Source organism: Marinobacter sp. S0848L (assembly GCF_023016065.1).
In the GTDB taxonomy this organism is placed as follows: domain Bacteria; phylum Pseudomonadota; class Gammaproteobacteria; order Pseudomonadales; family Oleiphilaceae; genus Marinobacter.
On the sequence record NZ_JALKAQ010000013.1, the window covers coordinates 38,242 to 60,820 of the forward strand.

Below are 22,579 nucleotides of genomic sequence, written 5' to 3' on the forward strand. Positions count from 1 at the left end.
GTGATTCGCACATTAGATCTTTTGTTTTCGTTGTTTGGGTTGTTGTTTGGTTTGCCGGTGTTGCTGGTGTTGTACATCATCGGTTTGTTTGACACTGGGTCCCCGGTATTTCGCCAGGAGAGGGTAGGGCGAAATAAAAAGCCATTCACTTTGGTGAAGTTTCGTACCATGTCGGTGGATACGGTATCGGTTGCGAGCCACTTGGCAAGCAACTCATCCATCACCAAGTTTGGGCATTTTTTGCGCCGCACCAAATTAGATGAGTTGCCTCAATTATGGAACGTGCTAAAAGGAGAGATGAGCCTAGTGGGGCCTCGCCCTTGTCTGTTTAATCAGATAGAGCTGATATCCGAGCGTGAGCAACGAGGTGTTTTGAAGGCTAGGCCCGGTATCACGGGGCTAGCTCAGGTGAATGATATTGATATGTCGACCCCTCAGTTGTTGGCAGAAACGGATCAAAAAATGCTGCGTAGTCTTACGCTGAGCGCTTACTTCAAGTATATCTTGATGACCGTATCCGGCCGGGGAACCGGTGATAGGGTTCCTGGGAAGGAGTGAACCAGTAAGATTTACAGGGTAACCCTGCCCCCTTACTCCCCTTCTGTGTAGCGGAAAGTTATGTGTGAAGTGCTCGGTAGACCTTCCTGCGAAGGGATCACCCGCGGATTGTTGAAGGATTAAAGTATGTTTGAGACCTTTCTAAGGCTATCCCGCTTTAGCAAGCGCATTCTATCGCTTTGTGTTGATACCGTAGCCTTGTTTTTTGCTCTCTGGGCCTCATTTGCTCTGCGTTTAGAACAGAGTGCATGGGTTCCCGACAAAGGTGAATTGCTGATATCGACACTCACCGTAGTATTTACTCTCGGTGTTTTTGTGCGACTTGGTTTGTATCGCGCAGTGGTGCGGTACATGAGTGACCGCGCGTTTATCACCATTAGCACGGGCGTGGGTATTTCCGCCTTACTGTTGATTGTGCTTGGCTATAGCCTGCATGTCCCTATTCCTCGCTCAGTCCCCCTTATTTACGTAGCTCTTGCGTTCATTTTTGTTGGTGGCACCCGCATGAGCGTGCGCATGTTGGTGAACCGCACGTCAGGGCGAAATAAAGAGTATGTTGCCATCGTGGGTGCTGGCGAGACGGGTATACAGCTGGCTCAAGCGCTGCAGCAAGGGTCTCAGCTTCACCCTGCAGTGTTTATTTCGCTAAGCCGCGCCAATCATCGAGCTTTAATTGCCGGCTTGCCGGCTTTTGATCTTGACCATTTAGAAGAGGTAGTTGAACGCCACCAGGTAAAACGGTTGTTGTTGGCACTGGATGCTGACGCCAGTGTTGATCGGCGGCAACTGCTCCAAAAGCTAGAGAGGGTAGGTGTGCCTGTTCAAACGGTACCCTCTATGGATGAGCTCATAGCTGGGCAGGCGCGGATCAATGATATTCGAGATCTCGAGTTGGAAGACTTGTTAGGGCGAGATCCGGTGCGGCCAGATTCTAAGGTCGTTGCTGAAAGCCTATATCAGAAATCGGTCTTGATTACGGGGGCAGGTGGCTCCATTGGTTCTGAACTTTGCCGCCAGATTATTCGCCATAAACCAAAAACATTGGTGCTGTTCGAGCGTTCTGAGTTTGCACTGTACGCGATTGAGAAAGAATTGGCGGCCATTAATCAAATTGAAGGTTTGGATGTGCCGATTCATCCTTTGCTTGGATCTGCGTCTCATCGCCGTCGCTGTGAAACGGTGATGCGCGCCTTTAAGGTGCAAACTGTTTATCACGCTGCTGCATACAAGCATGTGCCCTTGGTTGAGCACAATGTGATTGAAGGTGTCCAGAACAACGTGTTTGGTACTTGGCACACGGCTGAGGCTGCAATCGCGGCTGGTGTCGAGCGTTTTGTATTGATATCGACCGACAAAGCTGTTCGTCCTACTAACGTAATGGGAGCCAGTAAGCGCGTAGCCGAACTTGTATTGCAGGGCTTGGCCCAGCGGCAGACGGCCACAGCTTTCTCTATGGTTCGATTCGGTAACGTGCTGGGTTCATCGGGTTCTGTGGTGCCGCTATTCCGAGATCAGATTCGTGATGGTGGACCGATTACCGTAACCCACCAAGACATTATTCGTTACTTCATGACCATTCCCGAGGCTAGTCAGTTAGTTTTGCAAGCGGGTAGTATGGGGAAAGAGGGTGAAGTGTTTGTTTTGGATATGGGTGAGCCGGTCAAAATAGCGGATCTTGCCCGAAAGATGATTCATCTTATGGGGTTGACCGAGAAAACCCTCGAGCGGCCCGATGGTGATATCGAAATTGTATATAGCGGGCTGCGGCCTGGTGAAAAGCTGTTTGAAGAATTGTTGATTGGCGATGACCCGCAAGGCACGTCTCATCCACGGATTATGATGGCTCGGGAGGTTTCGTTGCCTTGGGCTGAAGTTGAAAGTCTGCTGCGAGAGCTTGATTCCGCCAGCCGTGTTTTCGATTGTTCGCGAATAATTCAGTTGCTGAAAGACGCTCCAACAGGGTACGCACCAAATGGCGATACGGCCGATTTGGTATGGTGCAATCTGGGTAATGATGAAATTGCCGCAACTGCTGACAATATAAGGCGTTTGCCATTGTAGTGTTCGCGCCGTATAAGATTTAGTTTCAGTGCAGGGAAGCACTTCATAACAAGGATGTAGTATGGTTTATATAAAGCACCACGGCGCGGTGAATGGCGTCACCGGCTCCTGCCACGAACTCTCTATACCCTCGGATGACCAGTTCACCCAAGCTGGAATCCTCATAGATTGCGGCCTATTCCAAGGCAACGAATCCAAAGGCCGTTCCACCGCCGAAGACCTCGCCATAGATTTTCCCATCGATCACATTCGCGCCTTGGTGGTCACTCACGTTCACATCGACCACGTTGGCCGAATTCCCTACCTGTTAGCTGCTGGGTTTGATGGCCCGATTATTTGCTCCGAACCTTCCGCTGTTACGCTTCCCGAGATTCTGGAAGATGCTCTAAAGATTGGTTTCACCCGAGACCGCCGATTAATTGAACGTGTATTGGGCGTGATCCGAGAGCGCCTGGTGCCGGTGGCTTATAACCAGTGGCATTCGGTATTCGATGAATCCGGCTGTTCGCTTTCGGTGCGCTTGCAACGGGCGGGGCATATTTTGGGTTCCGCTTATGTGGAGTGCGATGTTCGGAGTGGCGAGCTTGAAGAGCGTGTTGTGTTCAGTGGCGATCTGGGAGCGCCGCATTCGCCGTTGTTGCCGGAACCCGCTTCCCCTGAGCGAGCAGATCGACTGGTGATTGAAAGCACCTATGGTGACAAGAATCACGAAGACCGTGAAACACGCCGGTATCGTTTGAAGGCGGTTTTGGAGCACGCGCTGCAGGATGGCGGTACCGTGTTGATTCCGGCATTTAGCATTGGGCGAACTCAGGAGCTGCTTTATGAAATTGAGGGGCTGATCGCGGAGTTTGGTGATTCGGAAGTCGTACAGGCAGAGAGTGACGTGGCGCTTATCTGGGATAATCTAGAGATTGTGGTCGATTCTCCGCTGGCCGCGGAGTTCACCAACATCTACCGAGAACTAAAGCCCTATTGGGATGAGGAAGCACAAACCCTCGTAAAATCCGGCCGCCACCCACTGTCGTTCGAGCAGTTAACGGTGATCAATTCTCACGATGACCATTTGAATGCCGTAGAATATTTAGGCAAATCTCACCGCCCTTGTGTGGTCTTGGCCGGTTCCGGCATGTGCGCGGGCGGCCGGGTGGTAAATTATTTGAAAGCTATGCTGGGTGATGAGCGCAACGATGTGTTGTTCGTGGGCTATCAGGCTGCCGGCACACCCGGGCGGGATATTCTCACCTATGGCCCGAAGGATGGCTGGGTTGAGCTGGATGACGAGCGTTACGACATCCGCGCAAAAGTGCATCAGGTAAGCGGTTATTCCGCCCACGCCGGGCAGGAAGATTTATTGCGCTTTATCGAAGGTATTCCTTTACCGCCGAAAGAGATTCGAATTGTGCACGGCGATAGCCACGCTAAACAAGAGTTCGACACTATACTGAAGGCAAGGTTGCCTAACAGTAAGATCTGCATTCCAAAAGGAACTGGTTTATGAAGAAGATTGCGGTGATTGGTTTGGGTTATGTGGGGTTACCATTGGCTGCCGCGATTGGAGAGCAGCGGGAAGTGGTTGGCTTCGATATTAACTCTAAGCGTATTGGAGAGCTCAAAGATGGTATCGACTTCACCTTAGAGTTATCTCACGAAGAGCTGGCAGCGGCAAAGCATTTGTCCTTTACGGATTCCGTGCATGGAATTGCTGATTGCCAAATCTACATTGTTACGGTGCCGACTCCCATTGATGAGTTTAAAAAACCCGACTTAACCCCACTCGTAAAAGCCAGCGAAACCGTAGGCAAGGTGCTGAAGCAGGGCGATATCGTTATTTACGAATCCACCGTATACCCGGGCGCCACGGAAGAAGTCTGTGTGCCGGTTTTGGAAAAAATATCAGGCCTTCAGTTCAATAAAGACTTCTTCGCCGGTTATAGCCCTGAGCGAATTAACCCCGGTGACAAAGCGCACCGTGTTACCACCATTATGAAAGTGACTTCTGGTTCCACGCCGGAAATTGCCGAAGAAGTGGATGCGTTGTATGCGGACATTATTACCGCCGGCACTCATAAAGCCAGCTCCATTAAAGTGGCTGAAGCCGCAAAGGTAATTGAAAACACTCAGCGCGATTTGAATATTGCGTTGATGAATGAGTTGTCTATGATTTTCGCCAAGCTGGGTATTGATACCCATGAAGTATTGGCGGCAGCGGGAACTAAGTGGAACTTCTTGCCATTTAAGCCAGGTTTGGTGGGTGGCCATTGTATTGGTGTGGACCCGTACTATTTGACTCATAAAGCCCAGGCTATTGGTTATCACCCGGAAATTATTTTGGCGGGGCGTCGTGTTAACGACAATATGGGGCCGTATGCCGCTTCTGAGTTGGTTAAAGCCATGATCAAAAATGGCCAGGCGGTTTCCGGCGCGAAAGTGTTGGTGATGGGGCTGACGTTTAAAGAAAACTGCCCTGATTTGCGCAATACCCGCGTGGTTGATGTGATTGAAGAACTGAAGGATTATAACTGCGAAGTGCACGTAACCGACTGCTGGGCAGACAATGCCGAAGCGGAAGAGGAATACGGTATTTCGTTGGTGGATAAGCCTGAAAACGGATACTACGACGCAGTATTTCTAGCGGTGCCTCACAACGAGTATGCAGCAATGAGTGCTGAGCAATTGCGATCGTTCGCAAAAGACAATGGCATTCTTTTTGACCTGAAAGGCGTGTTGCCGTTGGGTGATGCGGATATTCGATTGTAATAATCAACGATGCCTTGTTATAAAAAAAGCCGGCAAATGTGTCGGCTTTTTTATGAGTATTAATTAATCTGCTTTACGAATACCCGATTTATTTATTATTATGCAGTCTGACTTTCCGGTCATGTTTTTTTTGTTTAAATCATCCGATATAAGGCCTTACTTTCATGGCGAAGATCAACGATTACTATCAGAAAAAACAGCTTATGGAAAAGCTTGCGGCAGAGCTGGAGCAGCTCGAAAATGATCAGGCGCTTAAGCGTGAGTTGGAATTTGAAAATAAAGTTCGTGAATTGATGACTGAATACGACAAGTCACCAAAGCATGTATTGCAGATTCTGGCAGCGATTGATCCTTCTATTGCCGGTGCGAAAGCGGAAACAGCCACAGGTACTCGTGCCAAGCGCCCGATGAAGACTTATAAAAACCCACATACGGGTGAAGTGGTTAAAACCCGTGGCGGTAATCACAAGACTCTGAACGAGTGGCGTGAGAAGCACGGTAAAGAAGCGGTTCAGAGCTGGCAGCAGCAGGACTAAATCGCTTTGCTTAGCCCCTTTCCCGATATGGGGAAGGGGTTATGAATAAATCATCACCTTATTTCGCCCTCCCTCTTTCGCTCTGTACAACGCCTTATCCGCCTCCTGCATCCACTGCATGTAATTCTCCGGCTCGCCCGTTAATTGCGCGATACCCATGCTGATGGTGTATTGAATGTCGCCCGCCGTGGTATCAACGGTACTTAGCGCGATGGTTTCTCGTATGCGTTCGCACAATATGCGCGCGTTCTCTGCATCGGTTTCCGGCAGAATCAGGCCGAATTCTTCCCCGCCGTAACGCCCTGCAGAATCGGATTGGCGAATGCTGTCGCGTGTTACCTGTGCGGTGTGGCGAATTACGTCATCTCCGGCGAGGTGCCCGTAAGTGTCGTTCACTGATTTGAAGTGGTCGATGTCGAACATCACCAGGGTGGTGGTTTGGCCGTAGCGCCCGTAGCGTTCGAATTCTGCATCCACCAGGTTTTCCCAAGTGCCTCGGTTAAGCAAGCCGGTTAATCGGTCGGTCATGCTTAATTTGGCCAATTGCTCGTTCGCCCGTTCCAGCGCCCGTTTGCTGCTGGCGAATTCGGTGACGTCGTAAATGAGCAAGCAGACCTTGTCGACCTTGCCTGCCGAATTACTGAGCGGGCTGATGGTCAGGTTTTGAAACATGAATTCTTCGGTGCCCGTGATGGGGCGGGCATTGCGAAAGCGGAACAGGTACGGGCGTTGTTCCCACGAGGTGAAGGCGCGGGTGTTCAGTGTGGTAACGGCATCCACTTTGCGAGTGAGCCAGGCTTTGGGGATGTCGGGAAAGGCGGTAAAGATCTGCTGACCCCGAATTTGGGTGGCGGTGATGCCGCTGTGGTTTTCCATAAAACCATTCCACGCCTGCACGCGGAAATCGAGGTCCAGTACCACCAGGCCGACCTCGACGGTTTCGATCATGTCGGCCAGCCAGTGGAAGGCGTCTGTGTTGTCTGAGTCTAAAGCCATGATCAATCCACCAGATATTCGAGACGTTTTTCCAGGAAGGGCACGGAGTCTTCGGTAAACAGTACGAGCATGTCACAGCGAATGTCCCGGTTTTCGATGGTGTAGCAGATTTCAAGGCACAGTAGCTGCTCTTCGCGACTGCTGTGGTGTTCCAATAATTCGTTAATAGGGCGGTGCTGACCCAGTACGGTTGGGTGCCTAAGCCCTAGTTTTATGTCGAGCTGATCACTCACGCCGTTCAGGAAGGCGCCGAACAGTATGCTGGACATGTCCATCAATACTTCAACGTTGATGGCCTCGCCTTCCACGCCTTCGTAATGAAGCAGCTCTGCCATTTCTTCAAAGCTGGCATCGTCGAATAGCAGCAGTGCTTCGCCAGCGACACCGGAGCCCGTGAAGCCTTGGCATACCGCCGAAAAGGTGTTGCCGGCACCGGCGGAGGAAATCGCCATGTGGAGTTCGGAGCTGGCAATGAAGGCGACTTTCGGGATGGGTTGTTTGACGAATACACGCAGTAGCCGGGCCAGTAGGTCCGATGAGCGGCCCATGGCGACGTTGGCGGTTTCCTGCAAGTATTCCGTGAGGCTGACCGAGATTTCCGGCGTACGGCTGGGCTCTGAGAAGGCGCTATTCTTGGCGGCCAACGCAGCAAGTTCTTCTGGCCGGAAAAAGCCGTATTCCTGCAGCAAATCTGCCACAAGCTCTGTGCTTGTGGGCTTTTTGATGAAATCTATGGCACCCAGTTTGCGCACCCGCTCCCGCGCTTCGGGCTGGATGTCACCGGAAACGACAATGGTGAGCACCGGCAGATCGTCTTTACGGATTCGCTCTAACACCTGATAGCCGTCTAGCCTTGGCATGTTCAGGTCAAGAAACAAAAGCTCCGCTTCGCCTTTGCGAAGAATGGCAAGGGCTTCTTCGCCATCTTGGGCAAACAGCACGTTGTCTGTCAAACCAGCCGGCAGTGCGCGGGCCATTTGCTTGCGGGCTAGCGCGGAGTCATCGCATATCAGGATTTTGGTGCTCATGGTACGTAGTGTGCTGGCCGAGTCGGGGGGTGGCAAGAGTAACTTACTTTAATGTGTCGACATATGCTACGTTTCGATGGTTCTGGTTTGTGAGGTAACTCACTCTATTGCCGGTCCGCTCTCGGCTATAGTGGTTGCGTGCTAAAAAAACAAATAGAGACACGATCGATGATAAAGCGAGCGTACGGATACGCTGCCCTTACCCTGTTTTGCTTGGGTATTATGCCCGTTGCCCAAGCGGAGTTAGCACCCATTTCTGATGATGCGATGGGTGAGGTGACCGGGCAGGCGTTTATGCAGATTGAAAACATCGCTGGCCAGAACCACGATTTTACCCGGATGTCGCTAGGCATCGACGTGGAAACCCGGTTAAACGTGGATGACGTAAAGGTTGGCGAATTAAATGCTGGTACGGATTTCGCGGCTAGCCATCTCGCTCTTGGCCACATTGCTCGCGTTAACGGCGAAGTCTATAACGGTGTGACCTATAACGAAGGCGACATCGTTCCCTTCGAAGCTCGCCGCCCGTATATCGAATTGGCAGAAGATGCTGCTGGCCTGGCCGGCTTCCGCATGGGGTTTCACGAGGCTCGCGGGTCGGTTTCGTCCAGTACCACCAGTTTTAGTGGCAACATTGGAATGAAGATTGAATCATTCGGCCAAGTGTATGACGCTCAGTTGTTCCAGGGGCCGGGTGGCGCGGCTACCGATTATCGCGCCACGCACATTGGCTTAAAGCCGAATAACCCGAATCAGGCTGCAGGCTGTAACGTGGGGCAAACGGCTGCAAACTGTGCACCGCTCACACAGCTCCGTTCTTTGGATATCGGTGAAGATTCCGGGCAGGCCGGTGTGGCTGGTTTCACCGATGGTTTCTTTATTGGCTTTCAGCGAGATCAAGATGGTGTGGCCTGGAAAACGCTGGATGGAACCAGTTCGATATCGGCAGGAAAGGGTGTTTACATCAACCTCCCTACCAATATGACCGTGCAATTGGATCAATTGACCGGTGCCGGCCTCGAACGCCGCCGCACTCATCAGGTGGATATGGGGAAAAATTTGTTTTGATTCTCCAGTGAGATTTGATGGAGGCCCAACCTTCCGGCGCAAAGCACAAGGAGTCGTGCGTGCCAACGCTGCTTTATTTGAACGGATTCAAATTTTTCTTTTACGCGAACGACCATTTCCCTCCGCACGTTCATGTGCTTAAAGGTGAGCGATGGGCTAAGATTGAGCTGGCCACGCTATCGATTAGTTACAGCACTCTTAAAAATCAGGAGCTGCGAGAGTGCCTGAAAATTGTTGGTAGCCATCAGTCAGAATTTCTGGAGAAGTGGAATGCCTGGTTTCGAAGGTAAATCCGTTCACGTTGACGATCGTCATTTGCATGTAGAGTTAAAGGACGGACGAGTCATCTCTACGCCGATCCATTGGTACGCTGTACTTGAGCAGGCTTCGATCTCGGAGCTGAGAAAGTACCGTTTTATCTGTGATGGAACGGGTATCGAATGGGAGTGCCTGGATTATCATCTGAGTATCGAGGCAATGTTATCCGGTGATGCCCGGCAAAGCGCCGCATGAATTTGCTAAACTCCGGGTTTCTAATTTGATTGGAACCGCAGGAGTCTTCCTTTGATCCGCTCTTTTTACTGGCACGATTACGAAACCTTTGGTGTAGACCCGCTGCATGACCGGCCCTCCCAGTTTGCCGGGGTTCGCACCGATGCGGATTTGAATGTGATCGAAGACCCGTTGGTGATTTACTGCAAACCAACGGACGACTACCTGCCTTCCCCTGAAGCTTGCTTGATTACCGGCATCACCCCGCAAAAAGCTTTGGAAGATGGCTTCCCCGAAGCGGAATTCATCGCGCAGATCAACGAAGCCTTCAGCCAACCCGGCACCTGCGTAGTGGGCTACAACAGCCTGCGATTTGATGACGAAGTGACACGCAATACGCTTTATCGAAACCTGCGCGACCCCTACGCCCGGGAATGGCAGAACGGTAATTCCCGGTGGGACATCATCGACATGGTGCGGCTGACCTACGCCTTGCGTCCGGAAGGCATCAACTGGCCTCGTAAAGAAGACGGCAGCCCCAGTTTCCGATTGGAGGAGCTCACGGCCGCCAACGGCATTGCCCACGAAGCGGCCCACGATGCCATGTCGGATGTTTGGGCGACCATTGCCGTGGCCAAACTGATTAAAGAGAAGCAGCCTAAGCTGTTTGATTTTGTGCTGAAGAACAAAGACAAACACGCGGCGCGCCAAATGCTGGACACTGCCAACATGAAGCCAGTGTTCCACATCTCCGCCAAATTCCCGGCCAGCCGCGGCTGTTGTGCGTTGGTAGCGCCCTTGGCGGAACACCCCACCAATAAAAACCAGGTTATCGTCTACGACTTGCGGGAAGACCCAACGGAACTCATCAACGCCACGCCGGAGCAGATTCAGGAGCGGGTGTTTACCTCACAAGCCGAGCTGGGTGAGGGGATAGCGCGCTTCCCCCTGAAAGGCATTCAGGTGAACAAATGCCCGGTTCTGGCCCCGGCAAACATGTTGTCTACGCTTTCCAAAGAACGCTTGGCGGAACTGGAATTGGATGGCGACGTGCTGCGCGCGAATCTGGCCAAGCTGCGAAATGCCCCGGACTTGCCAGCACGAATTGCCCAAGCCTTCGATCGCAGCTTTGACGGCAGTGACCTGACCGATCCCGACGAGCAAATCTATGCCGGCGGTTTCATCAGCAACGCCGACCGGGAGCGGCTGAAAGACCTGATCGCCCAACCGGTAGAGACATTAGGCGAGCAAGAGGTAAGGTTTGATGACGAGCGTTTAAACGAGATGCTCTTCCGCTACCGCGCCCGGAATTATCCGAACACCCTGAGCGGCGAAGAAATGGAACGTTGGGAAGCCTTCAGAACCGAACGCCTGATGAACCCGAAAAAGGGCTGGCGCTCGCTGGAAGCCTACGGGCTGGAGTTGCAGCAGCTGGCGAGTGACCCGGAGCTGACGCCGAGGAATCAGCAGATCCTGGAGGATTTGCATTTGTATGGGGAATCTTTGATTCCTTATATGTAAAAAACGGGGGCCAGTTTTGGCCCCCGTTGCGTTTATCTCCGCCGCTGAAAATAAACACTCAAACTCTGCCCCATCAAGCTCTGCACTTCACTCCCCAGAGCCTCCGCCTGAATCTGCTTTTGCACAGGCGCAGTCGCCAAACTGTGGCCATCTTCATCGCGGGCTTTGACGAGTTTCCATTCCACTTCGTTGCTGGCCAGCGCCAGCAGATCTTTTAGTTGGTTGGCATCCTGCGGGCGGAACCAGCGGTCGCGGCAGCCACCTAGGCTGTAGAAGGCTTCGTCTTTCAGCAGATCGGCCCAGGTGGAGTCCTGCTTGTTCGCAAGTACCATACGCCGCAGTTGCCGCAAGGCGGTGCGCGTGGGTTGCAGGTTGTGCTCGTCAATCAAGCGGCGGATGTGCTTGTCGCCGGCGGTTTGCTCGGCCATGTTGGTGTGCATGTGAACCACAGCACCACTGATGGCGGCGTTATTGACCAGTGCCGCAACAGAAAGCTCTGTCATGGCCGGTGAAGGCAAGCGGCCGACTTCCACCCAGTGCACTTGATGGCCATCCGCCACGAATCGCTGAGCGATGGACCAGGGCCAGAACACGATGTTCTCGATGTTTAGAGTGCTGGCCATGCGCGTGGCTTTGGCGATGTTGGCGAGGGATTCGTCAACCGCGATAACTTCCACATCATCCAGATACTGCGCCAACTCCATCGCCCGCTGACCAGACTGTGCGCCGCATACCATGATGCGCAGGATGGCGGGAAGGTGGTCGGTGTTTAGACCCAGTTCCTGCGCTATCACCGACTTCAGGCTGGTTTCGGTGCGGTAGGCCAGTTGGCTCCACGCGGGCCAGGCTTGCGGTACATCCGTTTTCGCCAGGCAGAGTTCGTCGGCTTTCTCATCAAAGTTTTGTTTGATGGCTTCTTCTTCCGCCCGGTCGTAGTAGCTGGCGGCCATCATAGGTTGCATAGCCAAGGGCCAGTCCACCAGGTTCCACTGGCCGAGATTCATGGCAAAACTTTGATGGAATAGGGCGCCGTACAGAGCGCTGATCATCAAGCTTCCGATTAGCGCTTCTTGCGGCTCACCCATCGCAAACTGGCCGACGATGCTGTCGTTAATGGTGGCGATCAGGCGTTCTTCGTCATCTTCCACCGCCAAGGCGTAGCCGGTGCGGTCGGCGTATTCGGCAATGGCCAGGCACAGTGGCTGAAGTTCGTCCCGCAGGCTGACGGTTTGCGCCACTTCGGCGAGGATGCTGCGGCGCAGTATGGTAACCAGATCTTCAACTTCAGCACTGGGCATCAGGGTTTTCTTGAGCGCGAGAATCAGCAGCTCGTCTTCCGCGGCTGCATCCAGAAAAATCTCGGCGTTGGGATTGTTTAAATCGTACTGCTGCTGAACGATAGCACCCACAAACCGGCCGATCTCTTGATGGGGCAGGTTGTCTTGGCGGAGTAGGGCAATGGCATCTTGTGCCAGCTCTGCGTCTGCATGGTGAACTTCCAGGTTTTGCGCGCAGGTCAGCATGCCGGAATAGACGGAATCCCACTCGGAACCGGTTTGCAGCAGTTTGCGGTAATGCAGGTAGGCCACATCGAACTGGCCTTGCAGGCGTTTGGCATGGGCAACCCCGCAGAAAGCGGCGGCAGATTGCCGGTCGCATTCCAGTGCCTCTAGGAAATATTCTTCCGCCAGAGCTGGCCGCTCGGTCTGCAGGGCCCAATAGCCCAGGTTGCAATACTGCTGCGCCTGCCCCGGCTGGCTGTTCAGGCTGGCATTGAACAGGGCTTGGGCTTTTTCCAGCTCGCCATCGTCCATCTCCACCCGACCCAGCAAACCAAGTGCTGCGGCGTTGTCGGCCTCAATCGCCAAGGCGTCTGCCAGGTACTCGCGGCACTCCATACGCGCCTTCAGCCGTTGGGTGTAAGAAAGCCCGTTGGTGTTGGACTCGCCATACGCCAGATTCGCCTGCAAAACCAAGCGAGCGGCCTGCGCCTGAACCGAACGGGAAAGATGAGCATTGTTTTCTTGTACGTGCATGGAACACCTCATTACCAGCCATAATCCGATGCGGCAAAGGTCTGCAGTTTTTTGCGGATTGCCGTGCTTTGAGGGAGGTGTTGCGAAAGGTGTGCCAGTTTTGAGGTGGTGATTTTTGGGTGCCGATTTATCGCTTGCTAGCACTACCGTGCAACTATAAAATGGTTGCAAAAGGTTGGTCGGGATGATCGTATGGTGAACAGGGAAAAGTTAAGGGCGAAGTTGCTTCGAAAGCCAACACCCAAAGACATAACGTGGTCTGAACTCCGTGGGTTTTGTTGAGAGGGGGCTGATATGAGCTCGAATACAATCAAATATAAAGGCCAGATAGGTTCCATCGAACATGATCTTGATAGAGGCGTTCTTTACGGCAAGCTCCTCTTTATCAATGATCTTGTGACCTATGAGGCTGAAAACCTCCGGTCCTTAGAGCAAGAGTTTCGAGTGTCGGTAGACGAGTACCTGGCGGACTGTGCCTCAATGGGGATTGAGCCAAACAAACCATTCAAAGGATCGTTCAATATCCGAATCGGAAGAGAATTGCACCGCAAGCTGGCAATGAAGGCCGCTGATGAGGGGTTGGGGTTAAACGAAGCTGTTCAGCTGGCTGTTGAGAGGTTTGTCGTTAAAGGGAGTCGTCCTTAAACAAAAAACGGCCGGGTAATTAGCCCGGCCGTTTTTTTACGCAGACGATTAACCTTGCAGCAACTGCAATACCTGCTGTGGCCTTGCGTTAGCCTGAGCAAGAACAGACAAGCCAGCAGACTGAAGCACCTGAGTACGAGCCAACTCTGCGGTTTCCGCCGCAAAGTCCGCGTCGCGGATTCGACTGTTTGAAGCCGAGAGGTTTTCCGAGGTGGTGCTCAGGTTCGCGATGGTGGACTCGAAGCGGTTTTGGACTGCGCCGAGTTCGGCGCGGAAGCCGTTGATGGTGTCGATGGCGTAGTCGACGGCGATCATGGCAAGGTCGGCCCCTTCCCGAGTAGAGATATCGATCTCGTTCATCGAAACGGTATCGCTGTCGGCTGTCCCGAAAACTTTAAAGTCAATGTTGTTGGTAGTGTCACCGTTTGTATCCGCGGTAATTCCGATGGTGAACGGTTCGCCAAACTGTGACGAGAACACGATGTTGTCGTTGGTTGAATCGAGGTTGGCTTTAATCCCGGTTTCATTTGTGCGAGCGTTTACTTTTGCAACAATGTCGTTGAGGGAGGTTGCGCCCTCTACCGGGATTTTGGATCCATTGATGTCCACTTCGAAGTCGATGGTTTTGCCGTCTTTAAAGTGTTCATGAACGGTTGTTGCAACATTGGCCGAGAATGGCGCGGCAGTGTTTGCGCCAGTACTCCCGGTTCCGTCGGTCAAGCTTCCTGCGATGTTTAGGTCGACTGATGTATTGTTAACGAACCGGAAGCCAGTGGCATCCTGCTCAACGGACAGGCCTTCGAGTTCTTGGTTTTGGCTAATTTGGGTTTGAAGCTGGGCAACTGCTTCGTCTATATTTTTTGCGCCTTTAATTTCTAAGGTTGCAAGGCTAGGGTTGGTAGCGCTCGAAATGGTTAGCCCTGTCCCGTTAGTGGATACACCCGAGCTAGAATCAAAGTCTAGCGTCGATGTATTTACGCTAAATACGCCCGGCTCAAGCGCCCGGTTCCCGAAAACACTGGTTTGTTCAACGACTCCTCCAATTTGACTACCCCGCGAGTCCAAACCACTAACAGAAATAGTCTCACCCGTATTTGCCCCAACCTGAAACGTTTGGGTGTCAAACGTGCCATCTAGAACTTTCAAGCCGTTAAAGGAAGTCTGGCTAGCAATCCGGTTGATTTCTTCAATTCGTTGCTGCACTTCCTGATTCAGAGCTTGGCGGTCTGAAACACTGTTTGTGGCGTTAGCCGACTGAACGGCCAGTTCCCGGATCCGCTGCAAGTTGTTGGTAATCTCGTCCATCGCGCCTTCCGCGGTCTGGGCCAGAGAAATGCCATCGTTGGCATTCCGTTGGGCGACATTCAAGCCCGAGATTTGAGACTGGAACCGTTCGGAAATCGCAAGCCCCGCGGCATCGTCTTTGGCGGAGTTGATGCGCAAGCCCGAAGATAAGCGTTCCAGCGCAGTATTGGCCTGGCTTTGTGAGGCGTTGAGGTTCCGTTGTGCGTTCAGTGACGCCATGTTGGTGTTAATAACCTGAGGCATATCGTTCTCCCTACTCAGAGATGCCGGAAGCTCAGAGCCGGAAAGTCAGGGCGCTGCGCCGGCAGAAAAGTTGTTTATTTGCCGTGTTGATGGGAGTTAAGCGAAGGGTGTGCCAAGATCTGATTTATGATTTTATCTTGTTGTTATTTAAGTAAATAAATTCGAATTCGTTCTTTCGTAGAGAAGCTCGTTGCCAACTTACCGTCAGCAAAAACGGAAGTTGCTTGCCGCTTTTGCATTCTTTTACAAAGAAAATTCTATTTTTCCTAAAGCAACCCGATTGGGTGCCGTTAAGTGAAGTAACAGGGCGGCGCTCCAAACCAAAAAAGAGAACGCCAGACCTTAACCATGAAATAACGACACACTGTCGAAGGAGAAGCATTATGGCTCTCGGCATTAACACCAACGTTGCATCGTTGAACGCCCAGAATCAGTTGGGTAAGTCTCAAAACTTGTCAGATCAGGCCTTGCAGCGCTTGTCCTCCGGTCTGAGGATCAACTCTGCCAAAGACGATGCGGCCGGCTTGGCGATTTCTACTCGCTTCAGCTCCCAGATTTCCGGTCTGAATGTGGCGACTCGTAACGCCAACGATGGTATCTCCCTCGCCCAAACCGCCGAAGGCGCGCTGGATGAGATCACTAACAACTTGCAAAGGATCCGGGAGCTGGCGGTTCAGGCTGCTAACGCTACTAACAGCGCCTCGGACCGCGCGGCGTTGAACGATGAAGTGGAGCAGCGGATTAATGAAATCGACCGGATCTCCTCTCAAACCGCATTCAACGGCCTGAAAGTTCTGGATGGTACGTTTGGCAAGGAGAGCTTCCAGGTCGGCGCCAATGCTGGCGAGACGATCGCTATTGATCTGGGCTCTGATAAGTCGACCAAAAAAGACAGTATTGGTGAGTTGGCTTCTTCCGCAGTGATTGGTGATTCGGCCATCACTGATGCAGATGGCATTCAAATAAAAGTTGGTGATGGCGAATACGTGACAGTTGATCGGGAAGCCGGAGATACCACAGAGGACGTTATTGGAAAGATCAATGGGGCGGGAGTCACTGGAGTTTATGCGGTAGGCTCTGAAAGTACCCCGGGTGGTGGTATCGATCAAATAACACTGATCTCTTCGTCAGACTTTACATATTCTCTCGACGGTGGAACCACAGAAATTGAGCGCACTTTGGAAACAAACGGGGATGACTCGTTTTTGAGTTCCGTAAGTGTAGAAGATGTTGCTGGTGCCAATGAAGCAATCCTGCGAGTTGATTCCGCTCTAGATAGCGTGAATAGCTTACGCGGAGAATTAGGTGCGATTCAAAACCGCTTCGAGTCCACCATTGCCAACCTCGCCACTTCCGTGGAAAACCTGAGTGCTTCCAATAGCCGTATTTTGGATGCCGACTTCGCCGCCGAAACCGCGAAGCTCTCCAAGTCCCAGGTATTGCAGCAGGCCGGTATTTCCGTGTTGGCGCAGGCTAATGCTCGGCCACAGCAGGTGCTGTCACTGCTCCAGTAATTTAGCAACAAAATTTAACACTTGAGCGCGGTTTTGCACTCAAGTAATGGGCCGGGAGGCCGTTAAACGAAATAACGGCAAGGCTGGAGAACCAGTCGCTCGGTCTGACTCGCATTGAGGAGAAGCATTATGGCTCTCGGTATTAACACCAACGTTGCATCCCTGAACGCCCAAAACCAGTTGGGCAAGTCTCAGAATCTTTCTGACCAGGCGCTGCAGCGGCTGTCCTCAGGCCTGCGGATCAATTCTGCAAAAGATGATGCCGCTGGCCTGGCGATTTCCACCCGCTTCAGCTCGCAGATTTCCGGTCTGAATGTGGCGACTCGAAACGCCAACGATGGTATCTCCCTGGCGCAGACCGCCGAAGGCGCGCTGGATGAGATTACCAACAACCTGCAGCGGATTCGTGAACTGGCCGTTCAGGCCGCCAACGCCACTAACAGTGCCTCGGACCGCGCGGCGTTGAACGATGAAGTGGAGCAGCGGATTAATGAAATCGACCGGATCTCCTCCCAGACCGCGTTCAACGGCTTGAAAGTTCTGGACGGTACGTTTGGTAAAGAGAATTTTCAGGTCGGTGCAAATGCTGGCGAGACGATCGCTATTGATCTGGGCACTGACAAGTCGACCAGAAAGGGTGATATCGGCGAGATTGCTGTGTTAGCAGATCAAGCGATTGCTGCCATCGCTGCTACGGAAGATTTTGCATCATTTCAAGTGGGGTCTGGTGAGCGCATCGACATCGATCTCTCGGATGTCGACAGAACGGGTACCGACGCAGAAACTGCCCAAAACTTGGTTGATGCGATCAACAACGAAGGTGTGCCTGGTTTGTATGCGGAAGTCGGTACGGGAGGGGACACTGTAACCTTCAAGTCTGCTGAAGCATTTAACTATGACTTGAATAATGATGGAACGGCAACTGCCGATCCGGGTAATACCCAAGCCGCCAACAATCAGTCACTTGCTGAACTGAAAGTCGACACTGTTGCGGCTGCGAATGATGCAATTCTCCGAGTGGATAGTGCGTTGAAAAGCGTGAACGATCTCAGGGGGAATCTCGGTGCGATCCAGAATCGTTTTGAGTCCACTATCGCAAACCTGGCGACGTCAGTGGAGAACCTGAGCGCCTCGAACAGTCGTATCTTGGACGCAGACTTCGCCGCAGAAACTGCAAAGCTTTCCAAGGCACAGGTACTGCAGCAGGCGGGTATCTCCGTCCTGGCTCAGGCGAACGCCCGTCCGCAGCAGGTTCTGTCCCTCCTGCAGTAAGGGGCTAGCGGTAACAGCCGGAACCTTCGGGTTCCGGTTTTACGCCGTTTGAGTATAGCGAGGTAAAGCTATGAATGACGTTAACCTGAACAGTCCGGATTTGAAGCTGGTGCGCCTTGGTGCCCAGGCTCCGGCCAAGGCACTGTCGTCATCTCAGGCCGAGGGCAGTAAAGCCCCTGACCTTGCTGCTTCAATTGCCGGTACCCGCCAGATTCAGAATACCCAGGTTGCAAACGAAGCCTCCAAAGCTGAAAAGCTGAAAGAGCGTAGCGAAACGCAACGGGAAGAGTTGGGCCAGGCGGTTAGCCAGCTGAACGATTTTGTTCAGAACGTGCAGCGGGATCTTCAGTTTGAGGTGGATAACGAATCCGGTCAGACCATTGTGAAGGTGGTTGATCAGTCTACCCAGGAAGTGATTCGCCAGATGCCGGATGAAGTGGCTTTGAGGTTGGCAGAGAAATTGCAGCAGGATGAACCGCTGACGTTGTTTAACATCAAAGTGTAAAAACTTGCCGCTTTCGCGGACGTGTTGAACACGGTATTTCAGCACCGCCACTCCGAAAGGGGCTGGCGGTGTTCTGGTTTATGGGTTACCAAAATTAGCGGTAAAGTTTTGCCGCTCGTAGCCGATAAATTATACAGTAGAGACATTCGCTCCCATGAGGATGCAGGGTTATGGCAGGTATATCATCGTTAGGCGTTGGGTCTGGTGTTCTTACATCCGATCTTGTTGATCAGTTGGTGGCGGCGGAACGTAAGCCCACCGAGGTTCGGCTGGATCAGAAAACGGCACGTACTGAGGCTCTGATTTCTGCCTATGGGAAACTTCGCAGTGCGGTAACGGAGCTTCGGTTGCCGATGCGACAGCTTGGCTCTGCGGACGCGATGAAGTCATTTTCTGCGACATCGTCGGGTAGCAATATCGACGTGTCGGTAGATGCCGGAAAGGCGGCCCGTGGCTCTTACAGCCTTGATGTGGTTGCTCTTGCGGAAGCCCAAGCGCTGGCGAGTACCGAGAGCTACGCTGACCGAGATGCCACCAGTGTTGGCCGTGGCACCATTACGTTGCAGGTGGGTGATAAAACCACCGAAATCACCATCGATTCCAGTAACGATACCCTGCAAGGCTTGGCGAACGCGATTAATGATGCAGACGGTGGCGTTTCTGCAGGTGTGATTGATACCGGCAGCGGCTTTCGCCTGACGTTATCGGCGGATGAAACCGGTACAGCCAATGCGGTCAAAATTACCGCTACTGAGGAAGCCGGCGCGGAAGGGCTGGCGGGTTTTGCGTTTGATCCAGCAGATGCCGCGGGCAACCCAAAGATGGAACAAACCATTGCCGCCGCCGATGCGCAGATGAAGATAAACGGTGTGCTGATTACCCGTTCCACCAATACCGTTGAAAACGTGGTGGATGGGCTGACGTTCAATCTGACGGATGTGGGTAAATCCACCGTTAAGGTTGAGCAGGACACCGGTAAGGTTGCCGAGCGTGTTCAGGCGTTCGTGGATAAGTTCAACGAACTGCAGGGCACGATTCGGGAGCTTTCAACGTTCAACAGTGAAACTGGTCAAGGCAGTATCCTAACCGGCGACTCGACCGTTCGTAATATCCAAAACCAGCTGAAAAGCGTTTTAACGAATATTATCCCGGGGCTGGAAAACGCCAGTGTGCGCAGCTTGGCAGATGTGGGTATCGGTTCTGATTTCCGCACCGGTGAGCTGCAGTTTGATAGCCAGAAGTTCCAGCAGAAATTGTTAGAAAACCCGGATGATGTCACAGCGTTGTTTGCCGAGCAGGGCAGAACCACAGACTCCCAGGTGGAGTTCATCCGAAGTGGCTCGAACACTGTGCCGGGCGGTTACGATATTGATGTGACCCAGATGGCGACCCGAGGTAGCTTGAATTACAGCGTTCCGAATACTACGAATGCTATCCAGGTTCAGGCGGATAACAGTTTCACGTTCCAAGTGGATGGTGAAACAAGTGCAACGGTTTCCATCGCTGCGGGTGACTACTCCGGTGCTGATTTTGCTGCGGCCATTCAGACTGCGCTGGCAGACAATCAGGCGCTGAGCGCGGCTGACCGTTCTGTTCAGGTAGCGTACGACTCTGCGGAAGGGCTTACGTTCACGTCGAACCGCTTTGGTAGTGATTCCAATGTTAGCCTGACGGCGCTTTCTAACGTAACAGGGTTAAGCACCAGTACCGGTGTTGCCGGGCAAGATGTTGAAGGCACGATCAATGGCCAGGCGGCCCAAGGCGATGGCCAGGTGCTGTATCTTGCGAACGATGCCAGTAATAAGGCAGCCGGCTTGCAGGTACGTATTACCGGCGGCGAAGTGGGTAGCCGTGGGGCGGTTAATTTTATTGAAGGTGTGAGTGAGCGGGCGGTGGATGCCATCACCAACATCCTGAGTGCCGAGGGCGCGCTAAGCTCCCGTACGGAATCGCTAAACCGGGATTTGGAGCGTATTCAGGAAGACCGCGTAAAGCTGGACTTGAAGATTGAAAGCTATCAAGCAAGGCTTGTGGCCCAGTTCAGCGCTGCCGACTCATTGATCGCACAGCTTAACAACACCCGAGATTACGTCTCGCAGCAGTTGGCCGCTTTGGCGCCCAATCAATCCGAGTAATTATACGATATTCAGAAAAGGGCCCTATGATTCAGGGCCAACCGGTTAACGGTTAAACGAGGTTTTTATGAACGGTCTACAAGCGTACCAACGTGTTAACACCCAAACCAGTATCACCGATGCTGACCCCCATAAGCTGATTCACCTGCTGTACAACGGTGCCATCGAGCGAATCAACATGGCCAAGGCCCGGATGCAGGCCAAAGATTACGCCGGTAAGGGCCAGCTAATCGGTAAAGCCATCGAAATCATTGGTGGCCTAAAAAGCTTCCTAGACTTTGAAAAGGGTGGTGAGTTAGCAACCCGTCTTGAAGCGCTGTACGACTACATGGAACGCACGCTCCTGGAAGCCAGCGCCAAGAACGACATGGCCAAACTGGACGAAGTGATCAGCCTTCTCCGCTCAATCAAAGAAGGCTGGGACGGCATCCGTGAAGAAGCCGTTATCCAAACCGCGCACGTTGGCTGATATCTGAATTTCACGTCACCCTCTCCCTTTGTGGGAGAGGGTGAGTGCACCTCCCAATAGCCAACTCCCCCGCCATCCCGTACAATATGCCCCTTCTTTTTGTTACATCCATTCTGTTCAGTCTGGAGCACAGACATGTCTGATATTAAAAAGGTGGTTCTGGCCTATTCCGGCGGCCTGGATACGTCCGTTATTGTTCGGTGGTTGCAGGATACTTACAACTGTGAGGTGGTTACCTTTACCGCCGACATCGGCCAAGGCGAGGAAGTAGAGCCGGCGCGTGCGAAGGCAGAAGCCTTGGGCGTTAAGGAAATTTACATCGAGGACCTGCGCGAAGAGTTTGTGCGCGATTACGTGTTCCCGATGTTCCGCGCAAACACCATCTATGAAGGCGAGTACCTGCTGGGTACTTCTATTGCGCGCCCTCTGATCTCACGTCGTTTGATTGAGATCGCCAACGAAACCGGCGCCGATGCCATTTCTCACGGCGCGACCGGTAAGGGTAACGACCAGGTGCGTTTCGAGCTGGGTGCTTACGCACTGAAGCCGGGTGTGAAGGTGATTGCACCGTGGCGTGAGTGGGATCTGAACTCCCGCGAGAAGCTGCTGAAGTACTGTGAAGAGCGCAACATTCCGGTTGAGATGAAGAAGGGCAAGAGCCCGTACTCCATGGATGCCAACCTGCTGCACATCTCTTACGAAGGCATGAATCTGGAAGATCCTTGGGCGGAAGCCGAGGAAGATATGTGGCGTTGGAGTGTGTCTCCGGAATCGGCTCCGAACGAGCCGACTTACGTTGAGCTGACTTACCGTAAGGGCGACATTGTTGCCATCGACGGTCAGGAAATGAAGGCGCATGAAGTTCTGGAAACGCTGAACAAGATGGCGGGTGCCAACGGCATTGGTCGTTTGGACATCGTTGAGAACCGTTACGTGGGCATGAAGTCCCGTGGCTGCTACGAAACACCGGGCGGCACGATCATGCTGCGTGCGCACCGTGCGATTGAGTCCATCACTCTGGATCGCGAAGTGGCGCACCTGAAAGACAGCCTGATGCCGCGTTACGCCGAAGTGATCTACAACGGTTACTGGTGGTCGCCTGAGCGTGAAGCCCTGCAGGCGCTGATCGACCAGACTCAGGAATACGTGAACGGTACCGTTCGCCTGAAGCTGTACAAAGGCAACGTAGACGTTGTTGGCCGTAAGTCTGACGACTCTCTGTTCGACGAAACCATCGCGACCTTCGAAGAAGATCACGGTGCTTACGATCAGAAAGACGCAGAAGGCTTCATCAAGCTGAACGCGCTCCGGTTGCGTATTGCAGCCGGTAAAGGCCGCAAGCTCTGAGAGCAGCCTTACTGAATCCAAAACGCCCGGCACATTGCCGGGCGTTTTTGGTTATACTCTGCTGAAAACGCTAACAACCAAAGCCTGC

Annotated in this window: 20 protein-coding genes; 16 read left to right on the forward strand and 4 right to left on the reverse strand. The window is 52.8% G+C overall.

Annotated elements, in window-relative coordinates; all coding sequences use genetic code 11:
* The 5 genes from MWU64_RS13580 (at position 1) to MWU64_RS13600 (ending at position 5,915) form a co-directional block, all read left to right on the forward strand.
* Positions 1-558: a sugar transferase gene (locus MWU64_RS13580; RefSeq protein WP_247064923.1), complete on the forward strand. Its 558-nt coding sequence runs from the start codon at positions 1-3 to the stop codon at positions 556-558.
* Between the two features lie 126 nt (positions 559-684).
* On the forward strand, positions 685-2,619 hold the full coding sequence (locus tag MWU64_RS13585) for a nucleoside-diphosphate sugar epimerase/dehydratase (protein ID WP_247064924.1): 1,935 nt from the start codon (positions 685-687) through the stop codon (positions 2,617-2,619).
* Positions 2,620-2,680: 61 nt separating this feature from the next.
* Positions 2,681-4,120 carry an MBL fold metallo-hydrolase gene (locus MWU64_RS13590; RefSeq protein WP_247064925.1) on the forward strand — a complete coding sequence of 480 codons (1,440 nt, stop codon included), beginning with the start codon at positions 2,681-2,683 and terminating at the stop codon, positions 4,118-4,120.
* On the forward strand, positions 4,117-5,379 hold the full coding sequence (tviB, locus tag MWU64_RS13595) for a Vi polysaccharide biosynthesis UDP-N-acetylglucosamine C-6 dehydrogenase TviB (RefSeq protein WP_247064926.1): 1,263 nt from the start codon (positions 4,117-4,119) through the stop codon (positions 5,377-5,379). Before MWU64_RS13590 ends, tviB begins: the two co-directional genes overlap by 4 nt.
* Positions 5,380-5,543: 164 nt before the next feature.
* On the forward strand, positions 5,544-5,915 hold the full coding sequence (locus MWU64_RS13600) for a histone-like nucleoid-structuring protein, MvaT/MvaU family (protein ID WP_247064927.1): 372 nt from the start codon (positions 5,544-5,546) through the stop codon (positions 5,913-5,915).
* A 39-nt stretch (positions 5,916-5,954) separates the two neighbouring features.
* Here the strand turns inward: MWU64_RS13600 and MWU64_RS13605 are convergent, their stop codons facing one another.
* On the reverse strand, positions 5,955-6,911 hold the full coding sequence (locus MWU64_RS13605) for a sensor domain-containing diguanylate cyclase (protein WP_247064928.1): 957 nt from the start codon (positions 6,909-6,911) through the stop codon (positions 5,955-5,957).
* A 2-nt stretch (positions 6,912-6,913) separates the two neighbouring features.
* Positions 6,914-7,939 carry a response regulator gene (locus MWU64_RS13610; protein WP_247064929.1) on the reverse strand — a complete coding sequence of 342 codons (1,026 nt, stop codon included), beginning with the start codon at positions 7,937-7,939 and terminating at the stop codon, positions 6,914-6,916.
* 168 nt (positions 7,940-8,107) lie between these two features.
* Between MWU64_RS13610 and MWU64_RS13615 the strand changes: the two genes are divergently transcribed.
* The 4 genes from MWU64_RS13615 to sbcB are packed head-to-tail and all read left to right on the forward strand — an operon-like array spanning position 8,108 to position 11,020.
* Entirely contained in the window at positions 8,108-9,007 is a 900-nt protein-coding gene (locus MWU64_RS13615; protein WP_247064930.1) for a hypothetical protein, read from the forward strand.
* Between the two features lie 17 nt (positions 9,008-9,024).
* A complete protein-coding gene (locus tag MWU64_RS13620) occupies positions 9,025-9,297 on the forward strand; it encodes a DUF4160 domain-containing protein (protein WP_247064931.1) in 273 nt (90 codons plus the stop codon).
* Positions 9,278-9,520 carry a DUF2442 domain-containing protein gene (locus tag MWU64_RS13625; protein WP_247064932.1) on the forward strand — a complete coding sequence of 81 codons (243 nt, stop codon included), beginning with the start codon at positions 9,278-9,280 and terminating at the stop codon, positions 9,518-9,520. Before MWU64_RS13620 ends, MWU64_RS13625 begins: the two co-directional genes overlap by 20 nt.
* 51 nt (positions 9,521-9,571) lie before the next feature.
* Entirely contained in the window at positions 9,572-11,020 is a 1,449-nt protein-coding gene (gene sbcB / locus MWU64_RS13630) for an exodeoxyribonuclease I (protein WP_247064933.1), read from the forward strand.
* Positions 11,021-11,052: 32 nt separating this feature from the next.
* Here the strand turns inward: sbcB and MWU64_RS13635 are convergent, their stop codons facing one another.
* A complete protein-coding gene (locus tag MWU64_RS13635) occupies positions 11,053-13,056 on the reverse strand; it encodes a hypothetical protein (protein ID WP_247064934.1) in 2,004 nt (667 codons plus the stop codon).
* A 294-nt stretch (positions 13,057-13,350) separates the two neighbouring features.
* On the opposite strand from MWU64_RS13635, the gene MWU64_RS13640 reads away from it, so the two are divergent.
* Positions 13,351-13,701, forward strand: a complete 351-nt coding sequence (locus MWU64_RS13640) for a type II toxin-antitoxin system HicB family antitoxin (RefSeq protein WP_247064935.1) — start codon at positions 13,351-13,353, stop codon at positions 13,699-13,701.
* 48 nt (positions 13,702-13,749) lie between these two features.
* Here the strand turns inward: MWU64_RS13640 and MWU64_RS13645 are convergent, their stop codons facing one another.
* On the reverse strand, positions 13,750-15,249 hold the full coding sequence (locus MWU64_RS13645; RefSeq protein ID WP_247064936.1) for a flagellin: 1,500 nt from the start codon (positions 15,247-15,249) through the stop codon (positions 13,750-13,752).
* A 383-nt stretch (positions 15,250-15,632) separates the two neighbouring features.
* Between MWU64_RS13645 and MWU64_RS13650 the strand changes: the two genes are divergently transcribed.
* From MWU64_RS13650 to MWU64_RS13675, 6 genes are all read left to right on the forward strand, one after another.
* Positions 15,633-16,763 (forward strand): flagellin, encoded by a 1,131-nt coding sequence (locus tag MWU64_RS13650; protein WP_247064937.1) that lies wholly within the window; start codon positions 15,633-15,635, stop codon positions 16,761-16,763.
* A gap of 129 nt (positions 16,764-16,892) precedes the next feature.
* Positions 16,893-18,035: a flagellin gene (locus tag MWU64_RS13655; protein ID WP_247064938.1), complete on the forward strand. Its 1,143-nt coding sequence runs from the start codon at positions 16,893-16,895 to the stop codon at positions 18,033-18,035.
* Between the two features lie 70 nt (positions 18,036-18,105).
* On the forward strand, positions 18,106-18,540 hold the full coding sequence (locus tag MWU64_RS13660) for a flagellar protein FlaG (RefSeq protein WP_247064939.1): 435 nt from the start codon (positions 18,106-18,108) through the stop codon (positions 18,538-18,540).
* 170 nt (positions 18,541-18,710) lie between these two features.
* Positions 18,711-20,675 carry a flagellar filament capping protein FliD gene (gene fliD / locus MWU64_RS13665; protein ID WP_247064940.1) on the forward strand — a complete coding sequence of 655 codons (1,965 nt, stop codon included), beginning with the start codon at positions 18,711-18,713 and terminating at the stop codon, positions 20,673-20,675.
* Positions 20,676-20,742: 67 nt separating this feature from the next.
* Positions 20,743-21,144, forward strand: a complete 402-nt coding sequence (gene fliS / locus MWU64_RS13670) for a flagellar export chaperone FliS (protein ID WP_247064941.1) — start codon at positions 20,743-20,745, stop codon at positions 21,142-21,144.
* A gap of 135 nt (positions 21,145-21,279) precedes the next feature.
* Positions 21,280-22,491, forward strand: coding sequence for an argininosuccinate synthase (locus tag MWU64_RS13675; protein ID WP_247064942.1), 1,212 nt, complete (start codon positions 21,280-21,282; stop codon positions 22,489-22,491).
* Positions 22,492-22,579: the final 88 nt, after the last annotated feature.